Genomic DNA, 19031 nt, shown 5'->3' on the forward strand with positions numbered 1-19031 from the left:
CCACTCGGCATCAGTCAGATCATGACGATTCAGGCGATCTTCCACCGGACTGATCTACACCAACCGCCACTAAAGATCCACGGGACACGCCCTAGTGGGCGCCGCGCTCGAGCAGCGCCTCCAACTGCCGCTCGATGCGGTCGAGGCGGGCCCGCAGGTCGTCGACGTCGCCGCGCGTGGCGTCCACCTCCTCGGGACGCAGCCGCACCAGCACGGAGCCGCCCGGCTCCAGGGTCACCAGGCTGGTGTCGCTCACGTGGGTGCCGCCCTGGCGCTGGATCGACGTGTCGACGTCCGCCCGGCGCAGGCCGGTGCGCCGCAGCACCCGGTCGAGGTAGTGGCCGTCCCTGGCGAGGACGGTCGGCTGGCCCTCGATCAGCCTGCCGATCCACGGGACCGACGCCGCCAGCCGCACCACCACGGCGTTGAACGCCACCAGGATCACCGCGCCCTCCAGCCCGCCGATCAGCGAGTTGTCGGGGCCGATGATCGCGTTCTGCACCACGTTGCTGATCAGCAGCATCACGACCAGGTCGAAGTTGTTGAGCTGCGCCAGGTCGCGCTTGCCCGCCAGGCGCAGCAGCAACGCGACCGCCAGGTACACGGCGATCGTCCTGACGGCCTTGTCAGCGAAGGACACCTCGCTGACTAGGAGATCGTTGATCATTCCTTCACCGGTTTCTCAGCGGGGGGCGAGAGGGCGCCGCCCAATCTAACCCCGGACGAAGCGGTCTTGACCTTGCGGGCAGGATGGGCGACATAAACATGCGACCTCTCGGCGAGACCAGTGTCAGTGCGATCGGCCTCGGCGCGATGCCCATGTCGGTCCACGGCCACATGCCGGACGAAGCCCAGTCGATCAGGACGATCCACGCCGCGCTCGACGCCGGGGTCACCCTGATCGACACGGCCGACGCGTACACGCCGACGTCCGACCAGGTCGGGCAGAACGAGCGGCTGGTGGCCAAGGCGCTGGCGAGCTGGGGCGGCGACGCCAGCAGGGTGCTCGTGGCCACCAAGGGCGGCCACACCCGCACTCCCGGCGACGGCTGGGACGTTGACGGCAGGCCCGAATACCTGGTGGAGGCGTGCGAGCGGTCGCTCAAGGCGCTGGGCGTGGAGGCGATCGGGCTGTACCAGCACCACCGGCCCGACCCCGCGGTGCCGTACGAGGAGACCATCGGGGCGCTGCGCGACCTGCTGGACGCGGGGATGATCCGGATGGCGGGCATCTCGAACGCGAACCCGTCCCAGATCAGGCTCGCCTATCAGGTGCTCGACGGGCGGCTCGCCAGCGTGCAGAACGAGTACTCGCCGCGCTTCCGCACCAGCGAGCCCGAGATCGACCTGTGCGAGGAGCTGGGGGTGGCGTTCCTGCCGTGGTCGCCGCTCGGCGGCATGAGCTCCGCCGGGCAGCTCGGCAGCCGGCACGCCGCGTTCGGACGGGTGGCGCAGGCGCGGGGCGTCTCTCCGCAGCAGGTCTGCCTCGCCTGGGAACTGGCGCGCAGCCCCGTCGTGATCCCCATCCCCGGGGCCAGCAGGCCGGAGACCATCCTCGACTCGGTCGCGGCCACCGAGCTCGCCCTCACCCCCGAGGAACTCAAGTCCCTCGACTGACCACGTGCCTGCGGTCAGTGAGCCCGTGAGGCTCGCCTGATCGCGGCGACGTTCTGAGGAGCTGATGACACATGGTCGAGTACGTGACGGCGTCCAGGGAGGTGGCGGGCGTTGCTTGACTACTCGGCGGAGGCGGCCCGGTACGACGAGACGCGCGGCGGGCTGCCGCGTGCGGAGGCCGCGGCCGACGCGGTGCGCCGGCTCGTGCCCGGCGGCACCCTGCTCGACGTGGCCTGCGGCACCGGCCTGGTCGGCAGGGAGCTGGCCAGGCGGGGGCTGCGCGTGCTCGGCGTGGACGCCGCCCCTGGGATGGCGCGGATCGCCCGCGGCCGGCTGGACGTGGTGCTGGGAGACGCCTTCCGGCTGCCGGTGCGTGACGCGTCCGTGGGGGCGGTCAGCACGATCTGGCTGCTCCACCTGCTCCCGGACGTCCGCCCGGTGATCGCGGAGTGCGCCCGCGTGCTGCGTCCTGGCGGCGTGTACGTCACCACCGTCGACAAGTGCGCCTCCCGCGGCCGTACCGGCCCGTCCAGCCCGTCGGACGCGTCCGACCTGGTCATCGCGGAAGCGCTCAGACACGGCCTCCGCCAGGACGCCGAGTCCACCTTCATCGGCCACGGCCAGGGCGGCCCCGCCCCCGACCCGATCTACCGCCTCCTCACCTTCACCCACCTCTGACCCCACCCGAGCCCGCGTGTCATCCCCTTGGGAAGGCGCGCAGGGTGCGCGTGCGTCCCCTGGTGGGGGTGTCGGGGGCGCGCGTCTCCTGGAGGGTGCGCCGGGAAGCCGGTGTTCCGTGGGGAGGGGTGCCGCGGGGGTTACGGGGTCGAGCGGGTTTTGAGGTCGGCGAGGGTTTCGTCGGCCCAGGCGAGGCTGGCGCGGCTCTGCGCGAGGCCGAGCTTGAGCGCGTACCTGCCGAACCCCGGACCCTCGTGCGGCTTGCACTCCAGGTCCGCCAGCCGGGACGCGAAGAACGCCCTGAGGCGCTCGACCACCTGCACGGCGTCGTCCCCGTCGAGCAGGGGGAGCAGGAACGCCTGGAGCGCGGTCTCGCTGCGGATCGTGCCGCTCGGCTGGTGCTCGACCAGCCAGTCGCGCAGTTGCCGGGCCCCGTCGGCGGTGATCGCGTAGATCTTCCGGCCGCGCGCCCCTTCGGACTCCACCGCGACGAGCCCGTCAGCCGCCATCTTGACCAGCTCCGGGTAGATCTGCGTGTGCCCGGCCTGCCAGACGTGGTTGACCGAATGCTCGAAGGACTTGGCCAGGTCGTAGCCGCTGGCCGGGCCTTTCGCTTCGAGGAGCCCGAGCAGCGCGATCCGTAGGGACATGTGCTCAGCATACCCATGGCTTGACATGTAAGAGCTTACATATCAAGCTTCACCTGTGAATAATGACACGAGATCGAGAACCCTGTTGCTGGTAGCCGTGATCGGCGGCATGTTCCTGGCGATGCTCGACCAGACGATCGTCGGCACCGCCCTGCCGCGCATCGTGACCGAGTTGGGCGGCACCGCCCTCTACACCTGGGTCGTGACCGCGTACCTGCTGACCTCGACGATCACCGTCCCGCTGTACGGCAGGCTGTCGGACCAGTACGGCAGGAAGCCGCTGCTGCTCGTCGGGCTGGCCGTCTTCGTCGCGGGCTCCGCCCTGTGCGGTCTCGCCCAGGACATGCCCCAGCTCATCGCCTTCCGCGCGCTGCAGGGGCTCGGCGCGGGCGCGTTGATGCCGCTGTCGCTCGCGCTGGTGATGGAGCTGTTCCCGCCAGAGAGGGGGGCGCGGGTGCAGGGCGCCCTCGGCGGGGTGATGGCGCTCAGCTATCTCGCGGGGCCGTACCTCGGCGGGCTGTTCACCGACCACGCGAGCTGGCGGTGGTCGTTCTACGTGAACGTGCCGCTCGGGCTGGTGCTGATCGCGATCGTGGTGCTGCGCCTGCCGTACCTCCGGGGAACGGGCGGCGAGCGCCCCGACTACCTGGGGATCGCCGTCTTCAGCGTGGCGATCGGCGCGCTACTCGTCGGCCTGACCGAGAAGGGGCTGGACGGCAACACGTGGACGAGCGCGGCCGTGGTGGCGCCGATCGCGCTGGCGGCGCTGCTGCTGGTGGTGTTCGTGGTGGTCGAGCGGCGGGCGGTGGCGCCGATCATGCCGATGAACCTGTTCGGCAACCGCACCTACACGCTGGTCAACGTGACCTCGTTCTGCACCGCGTTCTGCATGTTCGCCGGGGTCGTCTTCCTGCCCAGGTACTTCCAGGAGGCGCTCGGGCTCAGCGCGACCCAGTCGGGGCTGCGGATCTACCCGCTGACCCTGGCGATGGTGGTCGGCAGCATCGTCATGGGGGCGCTGATGACCAGGACCCGCGTCTACAAGCCCTGGCTCGTGGCCGCGCCGTTCCTGATGGTGGCGGGCACGCTGCTTTGCCTGAACCTGACCCTCGACACGCCCGGCTGGCTGCTGGCGGGGTGGATGGTGCTCATCGGTCTCGGTATGGGGCCGATGCTGTCGGGGCTGACGGTGGCCGCGCAGCAGTCGGTGCCGCCCCGGTACCTCGGCACGGCCTCGGCCAACCTGACGTTCTTCCGCCAGATCGGCGGCTCGGTCGCGCTGGCGCTGGCCGGCACCGCCTACACCTCGGTCATCTCGACCGAGGCGCCGCTGCACGGGCTGGCCGCCGCGCACGCCTCGGCCGCCTCGGTGGTCATCCCGTCGCTGGGGGTGGCGGGGGCGCTGGTGGCGCTGGCCGCGTTGGTGGCCATGCCGGGCAAGCGGCTGCGGCCCGTCGTCCGTGAAGAGCGGGTGGAGGCCGGTTTCGCGGCGTGAGCCGCGCCGTGCGAAGCTGTGTGTGTCCCAAACACCAGGAGGTCCTCATGGCGGAAACATCGGAGCCGGAAGTCAACGAAACCCCCGAGGACGAGTTGAAGCGCAAGTTCCGCGAGGCGCTGGAGCGTAAGCGCAGCCAGCAGGCCGGCTCGGGCGCGGGTGGCAGGGGCGCCGACCCTTCCAAGATTCACGGGGCCCACGGGCCGGCTTCGAGCAAGCGTTCGTTCAGGCGGAAGAGCGGCGGCTGAGACCGGACTGTTCCGGAGGGTACGGCATGGGCCGTGCCCTCCTTTTCTTTTGCCTGCTATGTCCTAGAAGGTAGATCTTCGCCCGTTTTATGGTGTTACCTTTGCCCTTGTCCGATTTGTTGGGTACAGTCCTGGTGTTATCAGCCAGTGACCTGGCCCTTCACAAGGAAGAGGCAGCTGGCTGGCGTCGAATCCCGCAGCCCTGCGGGAGCCGGGGACCCATCTCTTTGGGGTGAATCCGACAAGTGCGTCGGTAGGGCATCTCCACGCCCGAACCCGTCAGCTAACCCGGTAGGCGAGATGGAGAGGACAACCAACGTGATGGTTCACCGCGTCGTACCCCCAGCCCGCGTAGTGTCACCGGCCGCCGACTGAGAGCGGCCCCCCTTCCCCTGAACTTCCAGCGCTCCGCGTAGCGACCGTTTCGGCATACCCGCCCGGCTACGTCCTTGGGAGCGCCGCTTCCCCGTACCCACACAAAGGACTCTTTGACTTCATGTCTGTACGTCTTGGCATGCGCTCGTTTGCCGCAATCGCCGCCGCCGCGTTCGGTGCGGTGGCCATCGGCGCCGGATCCCCCGCACACGCCGACACCCCCTACGACAAGCAGCCCCTGCTCAGGGGCGGCACCACCGCGTCCTACTTCTGGGACGACTCCTCCGGCCGCGCCGGAGACACCGGCCTGCCCGCCAGCGGCAAGCCCATGCAGAAGGGTCTCGTCGCCAGCCCGAGCTGGCCGCTGATGACCGAGGGCTACGTCATCTACAAGGACAAGAAGGCGCCGTTCTTCGTCGGCGACCGCGGCCCCGGCGTCCCCTCCAACAGCGGTGTCATGCTCGACCTGGACGCCAAGACGTTCGCCTACCTGACCGGCGGCACGTTCAACAGCAGCACGCTGGGCGTGGACGGCGTCGGTGGCGAGGGCCACATCAAGATCAAGTACGTCATCACCAAGTGGGGTTCCGGCCCCGGCAAGAAGAACTACCCGGTGGCGTACTCGAGTGGCGCCTGGTCCCGCGTGGACAGTCACCCGGCCAAGCCGCCGACCATCCTCGTCAAGAAGGACACGGTCGACAAGAACGCGCCCGTCCCGGTCGCGCCCGCGGTTGCCGAGCCCAAGACCGAGGCCGGCGGCACGGTGGCCGACGCGGCCGACGTGTCCGACGCGGCCGACGTGGCCAAGGTGTCCGACGTGGCCGACAGGCACCCGCAGGCCTCTGCCGAGAGCGAGCCCGCCTCGGGCGCGTCGAGCGGCATGACCGGCGCGGTCGTGGCCGGTGGCCTGGCCCTGGTCGGTGGCGGCCTGATGATGGGCCGCGACCGGATCCGCAGGCTCATCCGACGCTGACCCTCGGGAGCCCGCGGCCACGGGGACCGCGGGCTCATCGGGACCCCACCCTCAAGTGGCCCGCGGATCAGGGGATCGCGGACACACCTGACGACGGCTTGCGCCCTCCCGCTCCGGGCGCAAGCCGTCGAGCCTTTTAGACCTCCAGCTTCTCCTCGATGGCGCGAAGCTGGTGGCGGGCCAGGGCCAGGTTGGCGCGGGCGCGGTCGAGAGCCAGGTAGAGGAACAGGCCCTTGCCGCCGCGCCCGCTGATCGGGCGGATGATGTGGTACTGGGAGCCGAGCGTGATCAGGATGTCCTCGATGGTGTCCTTGAGCCCCAGCGAGTCCATCGTGCGCAGCTTGGCCTTGACCACCTCGGTGTTGCCCGCGGCGGCCACCTGGAGGTCCAGGTCCTTGGAGCCGCCGAGCGCGCCCAGCGCCATGCCGCTGCCGTGGTCGACGATCGCCGCTCCGATCGAGCCGTCGATCGTCATCATCTCCTTGAGCGAGATATCCATGCTCGTCATGTCTTCCTCCGTTCGCGTGCTGCGATGGCGGCCAGACCGGCCGCCGTCCTGCGCCCCTCCAGCCGGAGCAGGCCGAGATTGGCGCCGGGGCCCGCCAGGACTGTGAGGACGATGGTGGGGCCCGCCGCGTAGCAGGCCGCGTAGCCGGCGGTGCCGGAGATGAGCGTCTCCTCCAAGGCGCCCCTGCCCGTACCCGCGATCATGCGTTTGCTCATCGCCAGGAGCGCCGCCGACAGCGCGGCCGTCTGCGCCCCGCCGTCCCCCGTGCCGTTTCCCGTGCCGATTCCGGGGCCGCTGCTGGGCAGGTCACAGGCGATGGGCAGCCCGTCGACGGTGCAGGCGACGCTGCCGCTGACGTCCGCGGCGCGCTCGCGCAGGAGCGCCATTTCCTTCAGTACCTCGTCGCGCAGCTCCACCGATGGCCTCCTCCTGCGTGAGGGAAACCTCACGACAGCTCCTCCAGCGCCTTCTTCAGGCGCATCAGCAGCGCCAGGTCCGTCGGGTCCGCCGTGACCGCGGGGCCGACGGCGCCGGCACCGGTTCTGGGCGCGGGCGGCGGTATGCGCTCGCGCCGCGCCCTTCGCGGCAGGGCGGGCGCGTCCTGGACGAGCAGGCCCGCCGCGGCCAGCTTGCGCACGGCCAGCAGGACGGAGTAGCCGGACCTGCCGAGCCGCTTGGCCAGGTCGAGCGGGGTCGCCACCCGGTCGGCCTGGACGATGATCTCCCACTGCACCCGGCTGAGCGTCACGCCCTGTCCCGGCAGCCCCGGCGACGGGCGTATCGGGGCGGCGTCCAGGTCGGCGGACGGCCAGATCTGCGCGAGCTGGGCGCGGCGCCTGGCGCACTCCCGCACCAGGCCGGTGACGTCGAAGTACCACTGGCCGCCCAGCCAGTGCTGCTCGCCGGGGCGGAACTTGGGCCGGGTCCCGCTGACCGGCAGCAGGAAGAACGCCGCGTCCAGGACCGCGCCGAGCACGCAGTACTGCAGCTCGCCCTGCGTGACGGGGCCCTCCTCCAGCAGGCGCGCGCAGCCGCCGTCGGCCTGGAGCCTGCGCAGCTCCGCCTCCGGGACGCGGCCCCTGGCCGAGAGCAGGCGCTCGACGCCCGGCGTCTGGGCGCACTCCATGTACGTCACGCGCCCGTCGGAGAGGAAGATCGTGCCGCTTCTGCCCACCCGCAGCGCGCCCGTGGAGCGCTCGCGGGCCAGGCCGGCCAGGAGGGTGTCGAGCTGGGCCATGGCTCACGCCAGCAACTGGCTGGAGATGGCCCGCAGGCGGTAGCGGGCCAGGGCCAGGTTCGACCGCTCCAGGTCCAGCCGGACGTAGACGACCAGCGGCCCCTCGAAGGCCGTGTCCAGCAGCCTGAGCAGGTGGTGGCCCCGGTCCGTGGTGACGAGCATGTCGTCGACGCGGACCGCCTCGCCGGGGCAGGAGCGGGTCAGGCCGTCGGTGGTCGCGCGCAGCGCCTCCGTCAGGGCGGCGGCGGAGCCTTCCGCGTCCACGCCGGGAGGGTTGCTGCTGGCCACGGCCATGCCGCTCGTCTGGTCCACCAGCATGGCGTCCAGCGCCCCTGGAATGGCCATGACCTCGGCCAGGCAGCTGTCGAGTCCGAGCACGGGGCCTCCTCGCCGTCTTGGGGACTGGGACAGCGTAGGGACAACCGGCATGATCGAATCGGGCGTCTTCGGCGGGGCTGGTACGAAGTTGAAGCTTTATCCGCCTCGGTGGAGAGATGCACCACCGTGGTGGAGAAAAGTCGCGGTTTACGCGGACTTCTCGCGACAACGGAGAATTTCGCTCACGTTCTCCTCGGCCCATCTGGCCACCACCGAGACCGGCTCGTGCAGTGAGCGGCCGAGAGCGGTGAGCTCGTACTCGACCCGCGGCGGCACCTCGGCGAAGACCTCGCGGGTCAGCAGCCCGTCCTGCTCCATGGCGCGCAGCGTCTGCGTCAGTACCTTGGGCGTGACCCCGCCCATCCGGCCGCGCAGCACGGTGAAGCGCGTCGGCCCGTCGATGAGGGCGAGCAGCACCAGCACCGACCATTTGTCGCCGATGCGGTCCAGGACCAGCCGTGCTGGGCAATTCGGATCAAAGACGTCACCAGTATGCATTAGGTACTTATAGCACGGTGAAGTAACCAGTATCCGATGGATACTCTTGGACGCATGAAGATCCTTCTGTTCGGCGCGACCGGCATGGTCGGCCAGCGCATCGTGACCGAGCTGCGCAACCGTGGCAACGACGTGACCGCCCTCAGCAGGTCGGGCCCCGACAAGGGCGACGTGGCCGACACCGCCACCCTGGCCAGGGGCTACGACGTGGTGATCTCCGCGATCGCCCCGCCCCGCGACGGCACGGAGCCGGCGCCGCCCTTCCTCGCCGCCAACCGCGCCCTCATCGACGGCGTGCGCAAGGCCGGGGTCAGGCGCCTGATCGTCGTGGGCGGCGCGGGCAGCCTGCAGGTGGCGCCCGGCCTCGACCTGGTCGACACGCCCGACTTCCCTGAGATGTACAAGAAGGAGTCGCTCGCCGCGCGGGAGGTCCTCAAGCTCTACCGCGAGGTCGACGACGTCGACTGGACCTACGTCAGCCCGGCCGCCGAGATCGGCCCCGGCGAGCGCACCGGCGTCTACCGCATCGGCGGCGACCAGCTCCTCACCGACGCCCGGGGGCGCAGCTACATCAGCGCCGAGGACTTCGCGGTGGCCATCGCCGACGAGGTGGAGAACGGCGCGCACCCGCGCAAGCGCATCACGGTCGCCTACTGAGGGTCACAGGAGGTCCTGCTCGGGCGCGCCGGGCTCGTCGGGCAGCAGCGCCCGCTCGTCGGGCTTGAACACCAACACGTTGTCGACGTACGACTTCGCCGCCGTGGCCAGCCCCACGTCGGCCCCGGCCGCCTCCGACAGGAACCAGCGGTGGTCCAGGATCTCGTGGAACAGCTGCGCGGGCTCCAGCTTGCCGCGCAGCTCCACCGGGATCGTCGCCACCGTCGGCTGGAACGCCTCGGCCAGCCAGCGGTGCGCCACGATCGCCTCGTCCTCGTGGCGCAGCCCCTTGGCGACCCGGAAGCCGTCGAGGTCGTTCAGCAGCCGCCGCGCCTGGTTCTCCTCCACGTCCAGGCCGGTCAGCCTGAGCAGCCGCCGCTGGTGGTGGCCCGCGTCGACCACCTTCGGCCGGACGATCAGCCGGCCGGTGCCGACCTTGCGCCGCACCATCATCTCGGCCACGTCGAAGCCGAGCAGGTTCAGCCTGCGGATCCGCTGCTCCACCTTGTGCCAGTCGACCTCTTCGATGACCTCGTCCTGGGTGATCTCGTTCCACAGGCGGTGGTAGCGGGCGACGACGTCCTCGGCCGTCTCCATCGGGTCGATGGACGGGTGCAGCAGCTCGCCCGCCTCCAGGTCGAGCATCTCGCCGAAGATGTTGGTGTGCGCGGTGTCGATGTCGGCCAGCCGCTGGCCTTCGCTGATCATCGGGTGCATCTCGCCGGTCTCCGCGTCCACCAGGTAGGCGGCGAACGCGCCCGCGTCCCTGCGGAACAGCGTGTTCGACAGCGAGCAGTCGCCCCAGTAGAACCCGTTCAGGTGCAGCCGCACGAGCAGCACGGCCAGCGCGTCGAGCAGCCGGGTCAGCGTGTCGGGCCGCAGCGTGCCCGACATGACCGCCCGGTACGGCAGCGAGAACTGCAGGTGCCGGGTGATCAGCGCGGCGTCCAGGCCCTCATCGCGTCCGGTCACGTAGGCGACGGGCTCCACCGCGGGGGCGTCGAGCCTGGCCAGGTCCCACAGCAGCTGGTACTCCCGCTTGGCGTACCGTTCGCTGATCTCCTTGATGGCGTAGACCTTGCCCGAGAGTCTGGCGAACCGCACCACGTGCCGGGAGATGCCGCGGGGCAGGTCCACCAGGTGGTGCTGCGGCCAGTCGGCGAGCGGGAGCTCCCAGGGCAGGCGGATCAGGTCAGGGTCGCCGAGCGCGCCGGTCATCTGGAGAGGCATCTGATCAGGATATTGTGCGACCGTGGACGAGTTTCTCAAATGGTACTTTTCTGGCCGTCCTGTCCTCGCCAGCATCCTGGGAGCCGACGGCTACGACCACACGCTCGGCGACTTCACCGCCGCGGGCTGGGCCGCCCGCGAGCGTGACGAGGTCCAGTGGCTCGAGCGGCTGTCGAAGCTCGAAACGCCCACCCTCGACGACGCCATCGACAGAGACCTCGTCCTCTCCCAGCTCAGAGGCTCGATCGCGGTCGCGTCCTGGCCCGAGTGGCGGCGCGACCCGTCCGCCTACCTGGGGCCCGTCTTCAGCTCCCTGTTCACGCCGTTCCAGCACCGGCTCAAACCCGAGCCCGACCTGGTGACCGCGGCCATCGCCCGGCTGGCCGAGGTGCCGGGCGTGCTGGCCGCCCTGCGCGCCAACCTCGACCCTGACCTCGCCGCGCCGCTGCTGGTACGGCGCGGGCTCGGGCAGGCCCGTACCGGACGGCAGTTCCTCACCGGCACCGTCCCCTCGATGGTCGCGGACGAGACCCTGCGCGCCAGGCTCGCGGAGGCCGCGGAGCCCGCCGCCGAGGCGTTCGACGAGCTGGTCACCTTCCTGGAGACCTTCGAGTGCGGCGGCACCTGGCGGATGGGGGAGCGGCTCTACTCCACCCTGCTGCGCGAGCGCGAGCTGCTCGGCTACGGCGCCGCCGAGCTGCACCAGAAGGGCCTCGACGCCTGGGCCGCCATCGACGCGCGGATGCGCGAGGTCGCGCTGCGCGTCAACGGCACCGAGGACTGGCGGGCCGCGATGGAGTCCCTCATGGACGACCACCCGCCGACCCTGGAGGACATGCGGGCCGAGTACGAGGCGGAGACCCTCCGGGCGCGCGACTTCGTCCGCTCCCGCGACCTGGTGACCTTCCCCGAAGGGGAGGAGTGCCTGGTGCTGCCGTCCGCCGAGTACACCAGGCCCATCCTGTCGGTGGCGCACTACCTGGCGCCGCCGCCGCTCAGCAGCTCGCGCACCGGCGTGTTCTTCGTCCCCTACACGCCCGACGGCTTCACCGACGAGCAGGTACGGCAGCGGCTGCGGACCAACTCGCGGGCGCAGATGCCGTCGATCGCCGTCCACGAGGCGTACCCGGGACACCACTGGCACCTGTCGCACATGGCCTCCAACACCAGGACCGTCAGGAACGTGTTCCGCACCCCGTACTTCACCGAGGGCTGGGCGCTGTACGTCGAGAAGGTGCTGCACGAACAGGGCTACTTCGACACGCCCGCCACCGAGCTGGCGCACCTCGACTGCCGCGTCTTCCGCGCCGCCCGCATCGTCGTCGACACCGCGCTGCACTGCGAGGACATGACGATCGAGGAGGCCGAGACGTTCATGTCCACCAAGGCGTCGCTGTCGCCCGGCACCGCCCAGGGCGAGGTCAACCGCTACTGCGCCTGGCCCACGCAGGCGCCGTCGTACCTGACGGGCGCCATCGAGATCGACCGGATCAGGGAGTCCTTCCCGGGCTCGCTCCGCGACTTCCACGACCGGATCGCCGGCTCAGGCGGCCTCCCCCTCGGCCTCGCCGAACAGGCCGCCCTGTCGTGACGTCCCCGGGCGGCGAGCGGGCCGGCGACACCTTGGCTCGGACGCCGCCCAGTCAGGAGACCGGGGCGAGCAGCTCGATCTCGATGGCCAGGACGCCCAGAGCCTCCTTCTCGGGTCCGTAGATACGGCGGATATCGGCGAGCTGCTGTTCGCGTGGGCTGTCGGGATTGACCCGCTGCGGCCCTTCGATGTCGAGCATCTCCTCGAACGAGGTGTAACGGGCGACGCGCGTGACCCGGGTGAGGGCGTCGTCGCGGCCGCACACGAACCGGATGTGCTCGCCGGCCCTGAGGTCGCGCAGGCCGGGGTACTGGACGCGGACCTCGATGGTCTTCCGCCCCGAGGCGGCGAGATCGAAGTAGCGACGGTAGAGGTTCATCTCACGGGCGCGCACGCCCGTGCTGGTGGTGGGCCGTGTGGTCATGATCCCCTCCGGCGGACGGCCAGGAACGGCGGCGATAACCCCCTCCACGGTGACACAGCTCTCCGCCGGGCGCGGCGTGCGTCAGCGGGCTCCTTTCTTAACCGGCCCCATACATGCAAGTATCTAAAGTACTAGGACACTAGATGTATGGAGTAACCGGTGATCGAGTTCCATCTGGCTGCGAAGTCCGGCGTCTCGCCGTACCTGCAGCTGGTCCAGCAAGTACGGCATGCGCTACGGCTCGGCCTGCTGCGCGAGGGTGACCAGCTGCCGACCGTCAAGGAGGTCGTGGCGCAACTGGCGATCAATCCCAACACCGTCCTCAAGGCCTACCGGGAGCTCGAGCACGAGGGCCTGGTCGCCGCCCGGCCGGGGGTGGGGACGTTCGTGACGGCGACGCTCACCGACACCTCGCTGGCCGCGCACGGCCCGCTGCGGCTGGAACTGCAGCGCTGGCTGGCCAAGGCCCGCCGGGCCGGCCTCGACGAGGAAAGCATCGAGGCGCTGTTCATGACCACTTTTCGGACCACCTCTCAGGAGGACATAGCGTGACCTCTGTCCTGGAGGCCCAGGCGCTGGGCAAGAAGTACGGCAAGCGCTGGGCGCTGCGCGACTGCACCATCGACATACCGGCAGGGCACGTCGTCGGGCTGGTGGGGCCCAACGGAGCCGGCAAGACCACGCTGCTGAAGCTGGCCAGCGGCCAGCTGGAGCCGACGGCGGGCGGCGTCACCGTGCTGGGCGGCCGTCCCGCCAGTGGCCCGGCGCAGTTGGCCAGGGTCGGCTTCGTCGCCCAGGACACCCCCGTCTACGCCGGGCTGACCGTCGCCGATCACCTGCGGCTGGGAGCGCGGCTCAACCCCCGCTGGGACGCCACCATGGCGCGAGAGCGTATCGCGCAACTCGGTCTCGATCCCGCTCAGCGGGGGGGCAAGCTGTCGGGCGGCCAGCGTGCTCAGCTCGCCCTCACCCTGGGCCTGGCCAAGCGGCCCGAGCTGCTGATTCTGGACGAGCCGGTCGCCTCGCTCGACCCGCTGGCCCGCCGGGAGTTCATGCAGGGGCTGATGGAGGCCACGGTCGAGCACGAGTTCAGCGTGGTGCTCTCCTCCCACCTGGTCTCCGATCTCGAACGGGTGTGCGACTTCCTGATCGTGCTCGTCGAGTCCCGCGTGCAGGTCGCCGGGGAGGTCGACAAGCTGCTGGCCACCCATCACCGGCTCACCGGCCCGCGCCGCGATCCCGACCGGCTGCCCGCCGACCAGCACGTGGTCTCCGCCCGCCACACCGACCGGCAGAGCACGTACGTGGTCCGTACCGACGGCCCGATCCACAACCCCGCCTGGACGGTCACCCAGCTCAGCCTGGAGGACCTCGTCCTGGCCTACATGGACAAGCGCACCGCGGAGAACCGGCGAGTCGCTCTGGAGGTGCAGCGATGATCTGGCTGACCTGGCGCCAGTTCCGCGGCTCGGCGGCGATGATGGCCGCCCTGCTCGTCGTCCTCGCCACCACCCTGGCCCTGACCGGCCCCGGCTTGGCCTCCGACTACTCCGCCGGGATCGCCGCCTGTACCCAGGACAACACCTGCGACCGCTTCTACGACCGGTTCCTCGGCGGGCACGATACCTCGTTCATGGCCCTGACTCTCGTCGTGCTGCTCCTGCCCGCCCTCGCCGGGCTCTTCTGGGGGGCACCGTTGATCACCCGCGAGCTGGAGGCGGGCACGCACCTGATGGTGTGGAACCAGAGCATCACCCGCGGCCGCTGGCTGGCGGTCAAACTCGGGCTCATGGGCTTGACCGCCGTGGCCTTCGCCGGCCTGTGCGGCCTCATGGTGACCTGGTGGTCCGACCCTCTGGACAAATCAGCCGCTGAGGACTTGGCCCTGATGGCTCCCCTGGTGTTCGGCGCGCGCGGCATCGCCCCGATGGGGTATGCGGCGTTCGCCTTCGTTCTGGGCGTGACCGTGGGCATGCTGGTGCGCCGCACACTGCCCGCAATGGCCCTCACGCTGGCCGTCTTCGCCGCGATCCAGCTCGCCATGCCGCTGCTGGTCCGGCCCCACCTGATGACCCCGGTCACCTCGACCTTCGAGCTCAGCAAGATGAACCTGGACGGCATCGGCATAAGCCGGGACCAAGGCGGACATGTGGAGGTTCGCCTGAATGCGGCTGTTCCTGACCACGCGGGCGCCTGGGTCCTGTCCAGCGATCTCGTCGATCCGTCCGGACGTCTGATCGCCGGCCCCGAGCCCGGAATCGGGATCGTCCAGGTCTCGACGACGTCGGGACCCTGCGCACCGTCGTCGGCAGGGATGGGCGCGTGCCCGGCGGAGATCAACCGGCTCGGCTACCGGCAGAAGGCGACCTACCAGCCGCTTGAGCGCTTCTGGCCGTTCCAGTGGATCGAGAGCGGGATCTACGCCCTGCTCACCCTCGGCCTGACGTGGTTGTCCTTCTGGTGGATCCGGAGGCGCCTGTCATGACCTTGATCAGAACCGCGGCCGCCGGGCTCGCCCTCCTCTTGGCGGCGGCCTGCACGGCGCCGACGCCGCCGCGCAGCGAGGCGAGCGCGGCAGCCGGTACGGCCTGCGCGCGGCCCCAGGGACCGGCCGGGGCGGAGACGGCCACCACGATCGGCGTCATCGAGCAGGCGTACTCCTGCATCCTCGGCACCTACTACAGCGGCGCCACCCTGGACGCCCGCGTGCTGCTGACCGCCGGATTCGTCGCCCTGACCCAGGAGCTCAACCGCAACGGGCGCGACGTGCCCGAGGCCACCATGCCGGCGCTGACCGGCGATCGCAAAGCCGACTGGACCGCTTTCGAGACCGCCTACAGGAAGACCACCGATCAAGTCCCCGACCTGCGGGAGAGGCTGGCCGTCGTCACTCTCGAGGCGATCGTGGCCGCCCTCGGCGACAATCACGCCCGCTGGGCGCACGACGTCAAAAGGCCGCCTGACTACTACGACGGTGACGGCTACGGCCTGGGCCTTGAGGCGAACGTCAGTGGTTCGCAGGTGGACGGCGATCCCGGCGTCGCCCTCCCCCCGCTGTTCGTCACCACTGTCCAGGGTGGCGCGGCGCAGGCCGCCGGACTGCGCCCGGGCGACATCATCGAATCGATCGACGCATCGGTGCCCTTCATCGATGGGAAGGCCACCTCCGCGATCGCCGCCCTCTATCCGCGATACCCGCAAGCGCGTCCGGTCGGGCTGCGGCTGCTGCGGCAGAGCACCGGCCGCCGCTGGACCGTGACGCTTAAGCCCGGCCTGTTCCAACGGGATCTGGCCGGCCTGCAAGTGGTGAGGTCGAAGCTGCTGGACGACGACATCGCCTATGTACGGATGCGCGGATTCGCTCCCGACTCCGCGAACAGGGTACTCAAGGCGATCTCCAGGCTGCGCACCGGCCGTACCCTCACCGGCGTCATCCTGGACCTGCGCGGCAACGGCGGCGGCAGCCCCTTGGAGGCGACCCGGCTGGTGAGCGCGTTCGTCCACGGCAAGGTCACCGCCTACCAGTGCACCGTGGACGGCAAGTGCGAGACTTCGCGGACCGACGACACCGTTGAGCTGCTCAACCTGCCGCTGATGGTGCTCACCGACCGCAGTTGCGCCTCGGCGTGCGAGCACTTCAGCTCCGCGGTCAAGGACCTGCGTGCCGGCCGGCTGGTCGGCACCAGGACCGCCGGGGTCATCTCCGGCCCGGCGCAGCCGTATCTGCTGCGCAACAACACCACTCTGAGCTTCCCCGTCAGGCATCACCTGGGGCCCGATCGCGAGGTGATCGACCGGATCGGCGTGCCCCCCGACCACTACGTGCCCCTGACTCCCAAGGACGCGGCCGCCGGGCGCGACCCCGCCCTGGCCAAGGCCCTGACCTTGCTGCACAAGTGAAGGGACCTCTCGATGAGACACCTCCTGACAGTCGCCGCGGGACTGGCCGTCCTCGCCGCGTCCGCCTGCTCCGCACCCACGCCGCCCCGCTCCGCCGCCAACCCGTCGGCCACGCCGACCGGCCCGGCGGCCCTGCCTGCCCCCACCGGCGTCCATCCGGTCGGCACCACCGCCCTGTATCTGAAGGACACCTCGCGCCCCGATCCCTGGAACCTCGACGTCGACGCCAGGGAGCTCAAGGTCACCCTGTGGTATCCCACCAAGCAGCGCGACGGGCAGCGGGCCCCGTACATGACGCCGAAGGAATCGGAGCTCGCCATGAGGCGCTATGGGATCGCGGGCGTCCCTGACGACACGCTGAGCAAGACGCGCACGAACGCCATCAAAGACGCAGAAGCCGCCGGCTGGGGGCTTCCGCTGGTGGTGCTCTCCCCCGGCTTCACCAATCCGATGAGCACCCTCACGTCCCTGGCCGAGGAGCTGGCCAGCCGAGGGTACGTCGTGGCCGGGATCGACCACACCTACGAGAGCTACGCCACGACCTTCCCCGGCGGGCGGGTCGCGGAGTGCCTCGCGTGCGACAGCGACACCGACCCGGGCTTCGGCACGGGGGTGGTCCGGGGCCGGGCGGCCGACGTCTCCTTCGTGCTCGACCAGCTGACCTCGAAGTGGGACGGTTCCCGCCTGATCGACCGCTCCAGGATCGCGATGGCAGGCCAGTCGATCGGCGGGGCCGCCGCCGTGGCGGCCATGCTGAAGGACTCCCGGGTGCGCGCCGGAGTCGACATGGACGGCACCACCTACGCCCGCATCCCCAAGAGCGGGCTCTCCCGGCCGTTCATGTTCATGGGCTCGCCGCAGCACACCCCCGGAGGCCGCGACAATTCGTGGGACCGCGACTGGAAGCTGCTGACCGGGTGGAAGCGCTGGCTCGTGCTGTCGGGCGCGGAACACGAGTCCTTCACCGACGGCCCGCTGCTGGCGGGCGCCCTCGGCATCAGGCCGCCCTCCAGCGTTCTGCCCGCGGCGCGCTCCGCCGAGCTCACCCGCGCGTACGTGGTGGCCTTCCTCGACCAGCACCTGAAGTCGCAGCGGCAGCCCCTCCTGGACAAGCCGTCATCGCGCTACCCCGAGGTCGGGTTCTGCCCTGCGACCTGCGGTCAATCCTGAGGCCCCGCGCACGCTCAGCACGCCGTGCGCCGAGGGAAGGCCGGGGGGTTGAGGGAGCGGTCCACCACGGCGGCGAGCTGGTCGTCCGAGAGGATGGCCGGGGTGCCGACGCTCAGCCCTCGGACGTACACCTCGCACAGCCACTCCAGCAGCCGGGTGGCCTCGAACGCCTGCTCCAGCGTGGCGCCGATGGTCACCCCGCCGTGGTTGGCCAGCAGCGCCGCCTGCTTGCCCGCCATCGCCCGCCGGACGTTGGCCGCCAGCTCCGGCGTGCCGTAGGTCGCGTACTCGGCCACCTTCACCGTCCCGCCCAGCAGCAGCGCGTTGTAGTGGACGGGCGGCAGCTCCGGCAGCGTGGTGGCCACGACGGTGCCGAACACCGAGTGGGTGTGGACGACGGCCTGCGCGGACGTCGTCTGGTAGACGGCCAGGTGCATCGGGGTCTCGGAGGACGGCTGCTGGTCGCCTTCCACCAGGTAGCCGTCGACGTCCACGATGGGGCAGAGGTCGGGGGTGAGCCGGTCGAGGGCGACGCCCGACGGGGTGACGGCGACCAGGTCGCCCTGCCGCACGCTGAGGTTGCCCGACGTGCCGATCACCAGGCCCAGTTCCACGGCCCGCCTGCCGTACTCGCACAACTGCTCGCGGAGGCTCATGGCGGCAATGTAGTCGGTCGTCCGAAATGCATCAATCGCCCTGACCGTCCAAGGCTGCGGTCCAGATGGCGGCGTGTGAACGCGGTCACGCCGGCCCTGCTGTCGAGGGCTAGGCGGAGATTCGGTCGAGGGTGGCGAGCATCAGGCGTTCGAGGTCGACGCGGGTGAGGCGGTCCGGGTAGAGGAGCAGGTGGAGGCTGAGGCCGTCCATCAAGGCGAGGAGGTGCTCGGTCAGGTCGTCGAGGTTCTCCTCGGTCGCCAGCTCGCCCGCCGCCCTCGCCTCGGCGAGCAGCCCGCGGACCGCGGCGCGCAGCTCCGCCGCCTCCGCCCGCTGCACCTCGGCCAGCCGCTCGGCCGCGAGGCTGCGGCTCCAGAAGCTCACCTCCAGCCGGGTCTCCTGGGTGCGTTCCGCGTCGAGCGGCAGGTTGTCGAGGAGCAGCTCACGCAGGGCGGCCAGCCCGGTGACGCCCTCGACCTTGCGGGTCAGCCGCTCCCTGATGCGCTGGTGCGACTGGCTCAGCGCCGACAGCAGGATCTCGTCCTTGTCGGCGAAGTAGTGGGCGAGCACGCCGTTGGAGTAGCCCGCCTCCTTGGCGATCGCGCGCGTGGTGGCGGCGTCGATGCCGTCTCTGACGATCACCCGGCGGGCCGCTGACAGGACCTCGCGCCTGCGCTCGTCGTGGTCAACGATCTTCGGCATCGGCTGCCCCTCTCGTGCTGCTTTCAGCATATTGACTTTTTAGTCG

General features: G+C 70.4%; 23 protein-coding genes and 1 riboswitch. Of the genes, 12 read left to right on the forward strand and 11 right to left on the reverse strand.

Annotated features, from left to right (window positions below; translation table 11 throughout):
- Positions 1-91: 91 nt before the first annotated feature.
- Positions 92-667: a YetF domain-containing protein gene (locus tag ABZ297_RS31210; protein WP_355353420.1), complete on the reverse strand. Its 576-nt coding sequence runs from the start codon at positions 665-667 to the stop codon at positions 92-94.
- 98 nt (positions 668-765) lie between these two features.
- On the opposite strand from ABZ297_RS31210, the gene ABZ297_RS31215 reads away from it, so the two are divergent.
- Together ABZ297_RS31215 and ABZ297_RS31220 are read left to right on the forward strand one after the other, a co-directional pair.
- Positions 766-1617, forward strand: coding sequence for an aldo/keto reductase (locus tag ABZ297_RS31215; RefSeq protein WP_355353423.1), 852 nt, complete (start codon positions 766-768; stop codon positions 1615-1617).
- Between the two features lie 111 nt (positions 1618-1728).
- Positions 1729-2295: a class I SAM-dependent methyltransferase gene (locus tag ABZ297_RS31220; protein ID WP_355353426.1), complete on the forward strand. Its 567-nt coding sequence runs from the start codon at positions 1729-1731 to the stop codon at positions 2293-2295.
- A 140-nt stretch (positions 2296-2435) separates the two neighbouring features.
- On the opposite strand, the gene ABZ297_RS31225 is transcribed toward ABZ297_RS31220, so the two are convergent.
- Positions 2436-2945, reverse strand: a complete 510-nt coding sequence (locus ABZ297_RS31225) for a PadR family transcriptional regulator (protein WP_355353429.1) — start codon at positions 2943-2945, stop codon at positions 2436-2438.
- 85 nt (positions 2946-3030) lie between these two features.
- On the opposite strand from ABZ297_RS31225, the gene ABZ297_RS31230 reads away from it, so the two are divergent.
- The 3 genes from ABZ297_RS31230 to ABZ297_RS31240 all read left to right on the forward strand — a co-directional run bounded on the left by ABZ297_RS31230 (position 3031) and on the right by ABZ297_RS31240 (position 6036).
- On the forward strand, positions 3031-4440 hold the full coding sequence (locus tag ABZ297_RS31230) for an MDR family MFS transporter (RefSeq protein ID WP_355353432.1): 1410 nt from the start codon (positions 3031-3033) through the stop codon (positions 4438-4440).
- Positions 4441-4487: 47 nt separating this feature from the next.
- Positions 4488-4688: a DUF5302 domain-containing protein gene (locus ABZ297_RS31235; protein ID WP_355353435.1), complete on the forward strand. Its 201-nt coding sequence runs from the start codon at positions 4488-4490 to the stop codon at positions 4686-4688.
- Between the two features lie 175 nt (positions 4689-4863).
- A riboswitch (cyclic di-AMP (ydaO/yuaA leader) is annotated at positions 4864-5001 on the forward strand.
- A 183-nt stretch (positions 5002-5184) separates the two neighbouring features.
- On the forward strand, positions 5185-6036 hold the full coding sequence (locus ABZ297_RS31240; RefSeq protein WP_355353438.1) for a hypothetical protein: 852 nt from the start codon (positions 5185-5187) through the stop codon (positions 6034-6036).
- 136 nt (positions 6037-6172) lie between these two features.
- Here ABZ297_RS31240 and ABZ297_RS31245 read toward each other — a convergent pair whose 3' ends face one another.
- From ABZ297_RS31245 to ABZ297_RS31265, 5 genes are all read right to left on the reverse strand, one after another.
- Entirely contained in the window at positions 6173-6544 is a 372-nt protein-coding gene (locus ABZ297_RS31245) for a hypothetical protein (protein WP_355353441.1), read from the reverse strand.
- Positions 6541-6960 carry a roadblock/LC7 domain-containing protein gene (locus tag ABZ297_RS31250; RefSeq protein WP_355353444.1) on the reverse strand — a complete coding sequence of 140 codons (420 nt, stop codon included), beginning with the start codon at positions 6958-6960 and terminating at the stop codon, positions 6541-6543. The genes ABZ297_RS31245 and ABZ297_RS31250 overlap by 4 nt, the downstream gene beginning before the upstream one ends.
- A 29-nt stretch (positions 6961-6989) precedes the next feature.
- Positions 6990-7781 (reverse strand): hypothetical protein, encoded by a 792-nt coding sequence (locus tag ABZ297_RS31255; protein ID WP_355353447.1) that lies wholly within the window; start codon positions 7779-7781, stop codon positions 6990-6992.
- 3 nt (positions 7782-7784) lie between these two features.
- Complete coding sequence (locus ABZ297_RS31260) at positions 7785-8159, reverse strand: roadblock/LC7 domain-containing protein (RefSeq protein ID WP_355353450.1); 375 nt, start codon at positions 8157-8159, stop codon at positions 7785-7787.
- 147 nt (positions 8160-8306) lie between these two features.
- Positions 8307-8657, reverse strand: coding sequence for a helix-turn-helix domain-containing protein (locus tag ABZ297_RS31265; protein ID WP_355353453.1), 351 nt, complete (start codon positions 8655-8657; stop codon positions 8307-8309).
- Between the two features lie 54 nt (positions 8658-8711).
- Between ABZ297_RS31265 and ABZ297_RS31270 the strand changes: the two genes are divergently transcribed.
- Positions 8712-9314 carry an NAD(P)-dependent oxidoreductase gene (locus ABZ297_RS31270; protein ID WP_355353456.1) on the forward strand — a complete coding sequence of 201 codons (603 nt, stop codon included), beginning with the start codon at positions 8712-8714 and terminating at the stop codon, positions 9312-9314.
- A gap of 3 nt (positions 9315-9317) precedes the next feature.
- Here ABZ297_RS31270 and ABZ297_RS31275 read toward each other — a convergent pair whose 3' ends face one another.
- On the reverse strand, positions 9318-10544 hold the full coding sequence (locus tag ABZ297_RS31275; protein WP_355353459.1) for a DUF4032 domain-containing protein: 1227 nt from the start codon (positions 10542-10544) through the stop codon (positions 9318-9320).
- A 22-nt stretch (positions 10545-10566) separates the two neighbouring features.
- On the opposite strand from ABZ297_RS31275, the gene ABZ297_RS31280 reads away from it, so the two are divergent.
- The gene (locus ABZ297_RS31280) at positions 10567-12135 is read left to right on the forward strand and encodes a DUF885 domain-containing protein (RefSeq protein WP_355353462.1); all 1569 of its coding nucleotides are present in this window, start codon (positions 10567-10569) and stop codon (positions 12133-12135) included.
- Between the two features lie 52 nt (positions 12136-12187).
- Here ABZ297_RS31280 and ABZ297_RS31285 read toward each other — a convergent pair whose 3' ends face one another.
- On the reverse strand, positions 12188-12559 hold the full coding sequence (locus ABZ297_RS31285) for an ASCH domain-containing protein (RefSeq protein ID WP_355353465.1): 372 nt from the start codon (positions 12557-12559) through the stop codon (positions 12188-12190).
- Between the two features lie 159 nt (positions 12560-12718).
- Here ABZ297_RS31285 and ABZ297_RS31290 point away from each other — a divergent pair, with 159 nt between their 5' ends.
- Genes ABZ297_RS31290 through ABZ297_RS31310 form a run of 5 tightly spaced genes read left to right on the forward strand, consistent with a single transcriptional unit; the run spans position 12719 to position 17629 of the window.
- Positions 12719-13111 (forward strand): GntR family transcriptional regulator, encoded by a 393-nt coding sequence (locus ABZ297_RS31290; RefSeq protein ID WP_355353468.1) that lies wholly within the window; start codon positions 12719-12721, stop codon positions 13109-13111.
- Positions 13108-13998, forward strand: coding sequence for an ABC transporter ATP-binding protein (locus tag ABZ297_RS31295; RefSeq protein WP_355353471.1), 891 nt, complete (start codon positions 13108-13110; stop codon positions 13996-13998). Before ABZ297_RS31290 ends, ABZ297_RS31295 begins: the two co-directional genes overlap by 4 nt.
- Positions 13995-15044 carry an ABC transporter permease gene (locus ABZ297_RS31300; RefSeq protein WP_355353474.1) on the forward strand — a complete coding sequence of 350 codons (1050 nt, stop codon included), beginning with the start codon at positions 13995-13997 and terminating at the stop codon, positions 15042-15044. The genes ABZ297_RS31295 and ABZ297_RS31300 overlap by 4 nt, the downstream gene beginning before the upstream one ends.
- A complete protein-coding gene (locus ABZ297_RS31305) occupies positions 15041-16459 on the forward strand; it encodes a S41 family peptidase (protein ID WP_355353477.1) in 1419 nt (472 codons plus the stop codon). The genes ABZ297_RS31300 and ABZ297_RS31305 overlap by 4 nt, the downstream gene beginning before the upstream one ends.
- Before the next feature lie 12 nt (positions 16460-16471).
- The gene (locus ABZ297_RS31310) at positions 16472-17629 is read left to right on the forward strand and encodes an alpha/beta hydrolase (protein WP_355353480.1); all 1158 of its coding nucleotides are present in this window, start codon (positions 16472-16474) and stop codon (positions 17627-17629) included.
- A 14-nt stretch (positions 17630-17643) separates the two neighbouring features.
- On the opposite strand, the gene ABZ297_RS31315 is transcribed toward ABZ297_RS31310, so the two are convergent.
- A complete protein-coding gene (locus ABZ297_RS31315) occupies positions 17644-18285 on the reverse strand; it encodes a class II aldolase/adducin family protein (protein ID WP_355353483.1) in 642 nt (213 codons plus the stop codon).
- 109 nt (positions 18286-18394) lie between these two features.
- A complete protein-coding gene (locus tag ABZ297_RS31320) occupies positions 18395-18985 on the reverse strand; it encodes a TetR/AcrR family transcriptional regulator (RefSeq protein ID WP_355353486.1) in 591 nt (196 codons plus the stop codon).
- Positions 18986-19031 lie beyond the last annotated feature (46 nt).

It is taken from the genome of Nonomuraea sp. NPDC005983 (genome assembly GCF_040614375.1).
Taxonomy (GTDB): domain Bacteria; phylum Actinomycetota; class Actinomycetes; order Streptosporangiales; family Streptosporangiaceae; genus Nonomuraea.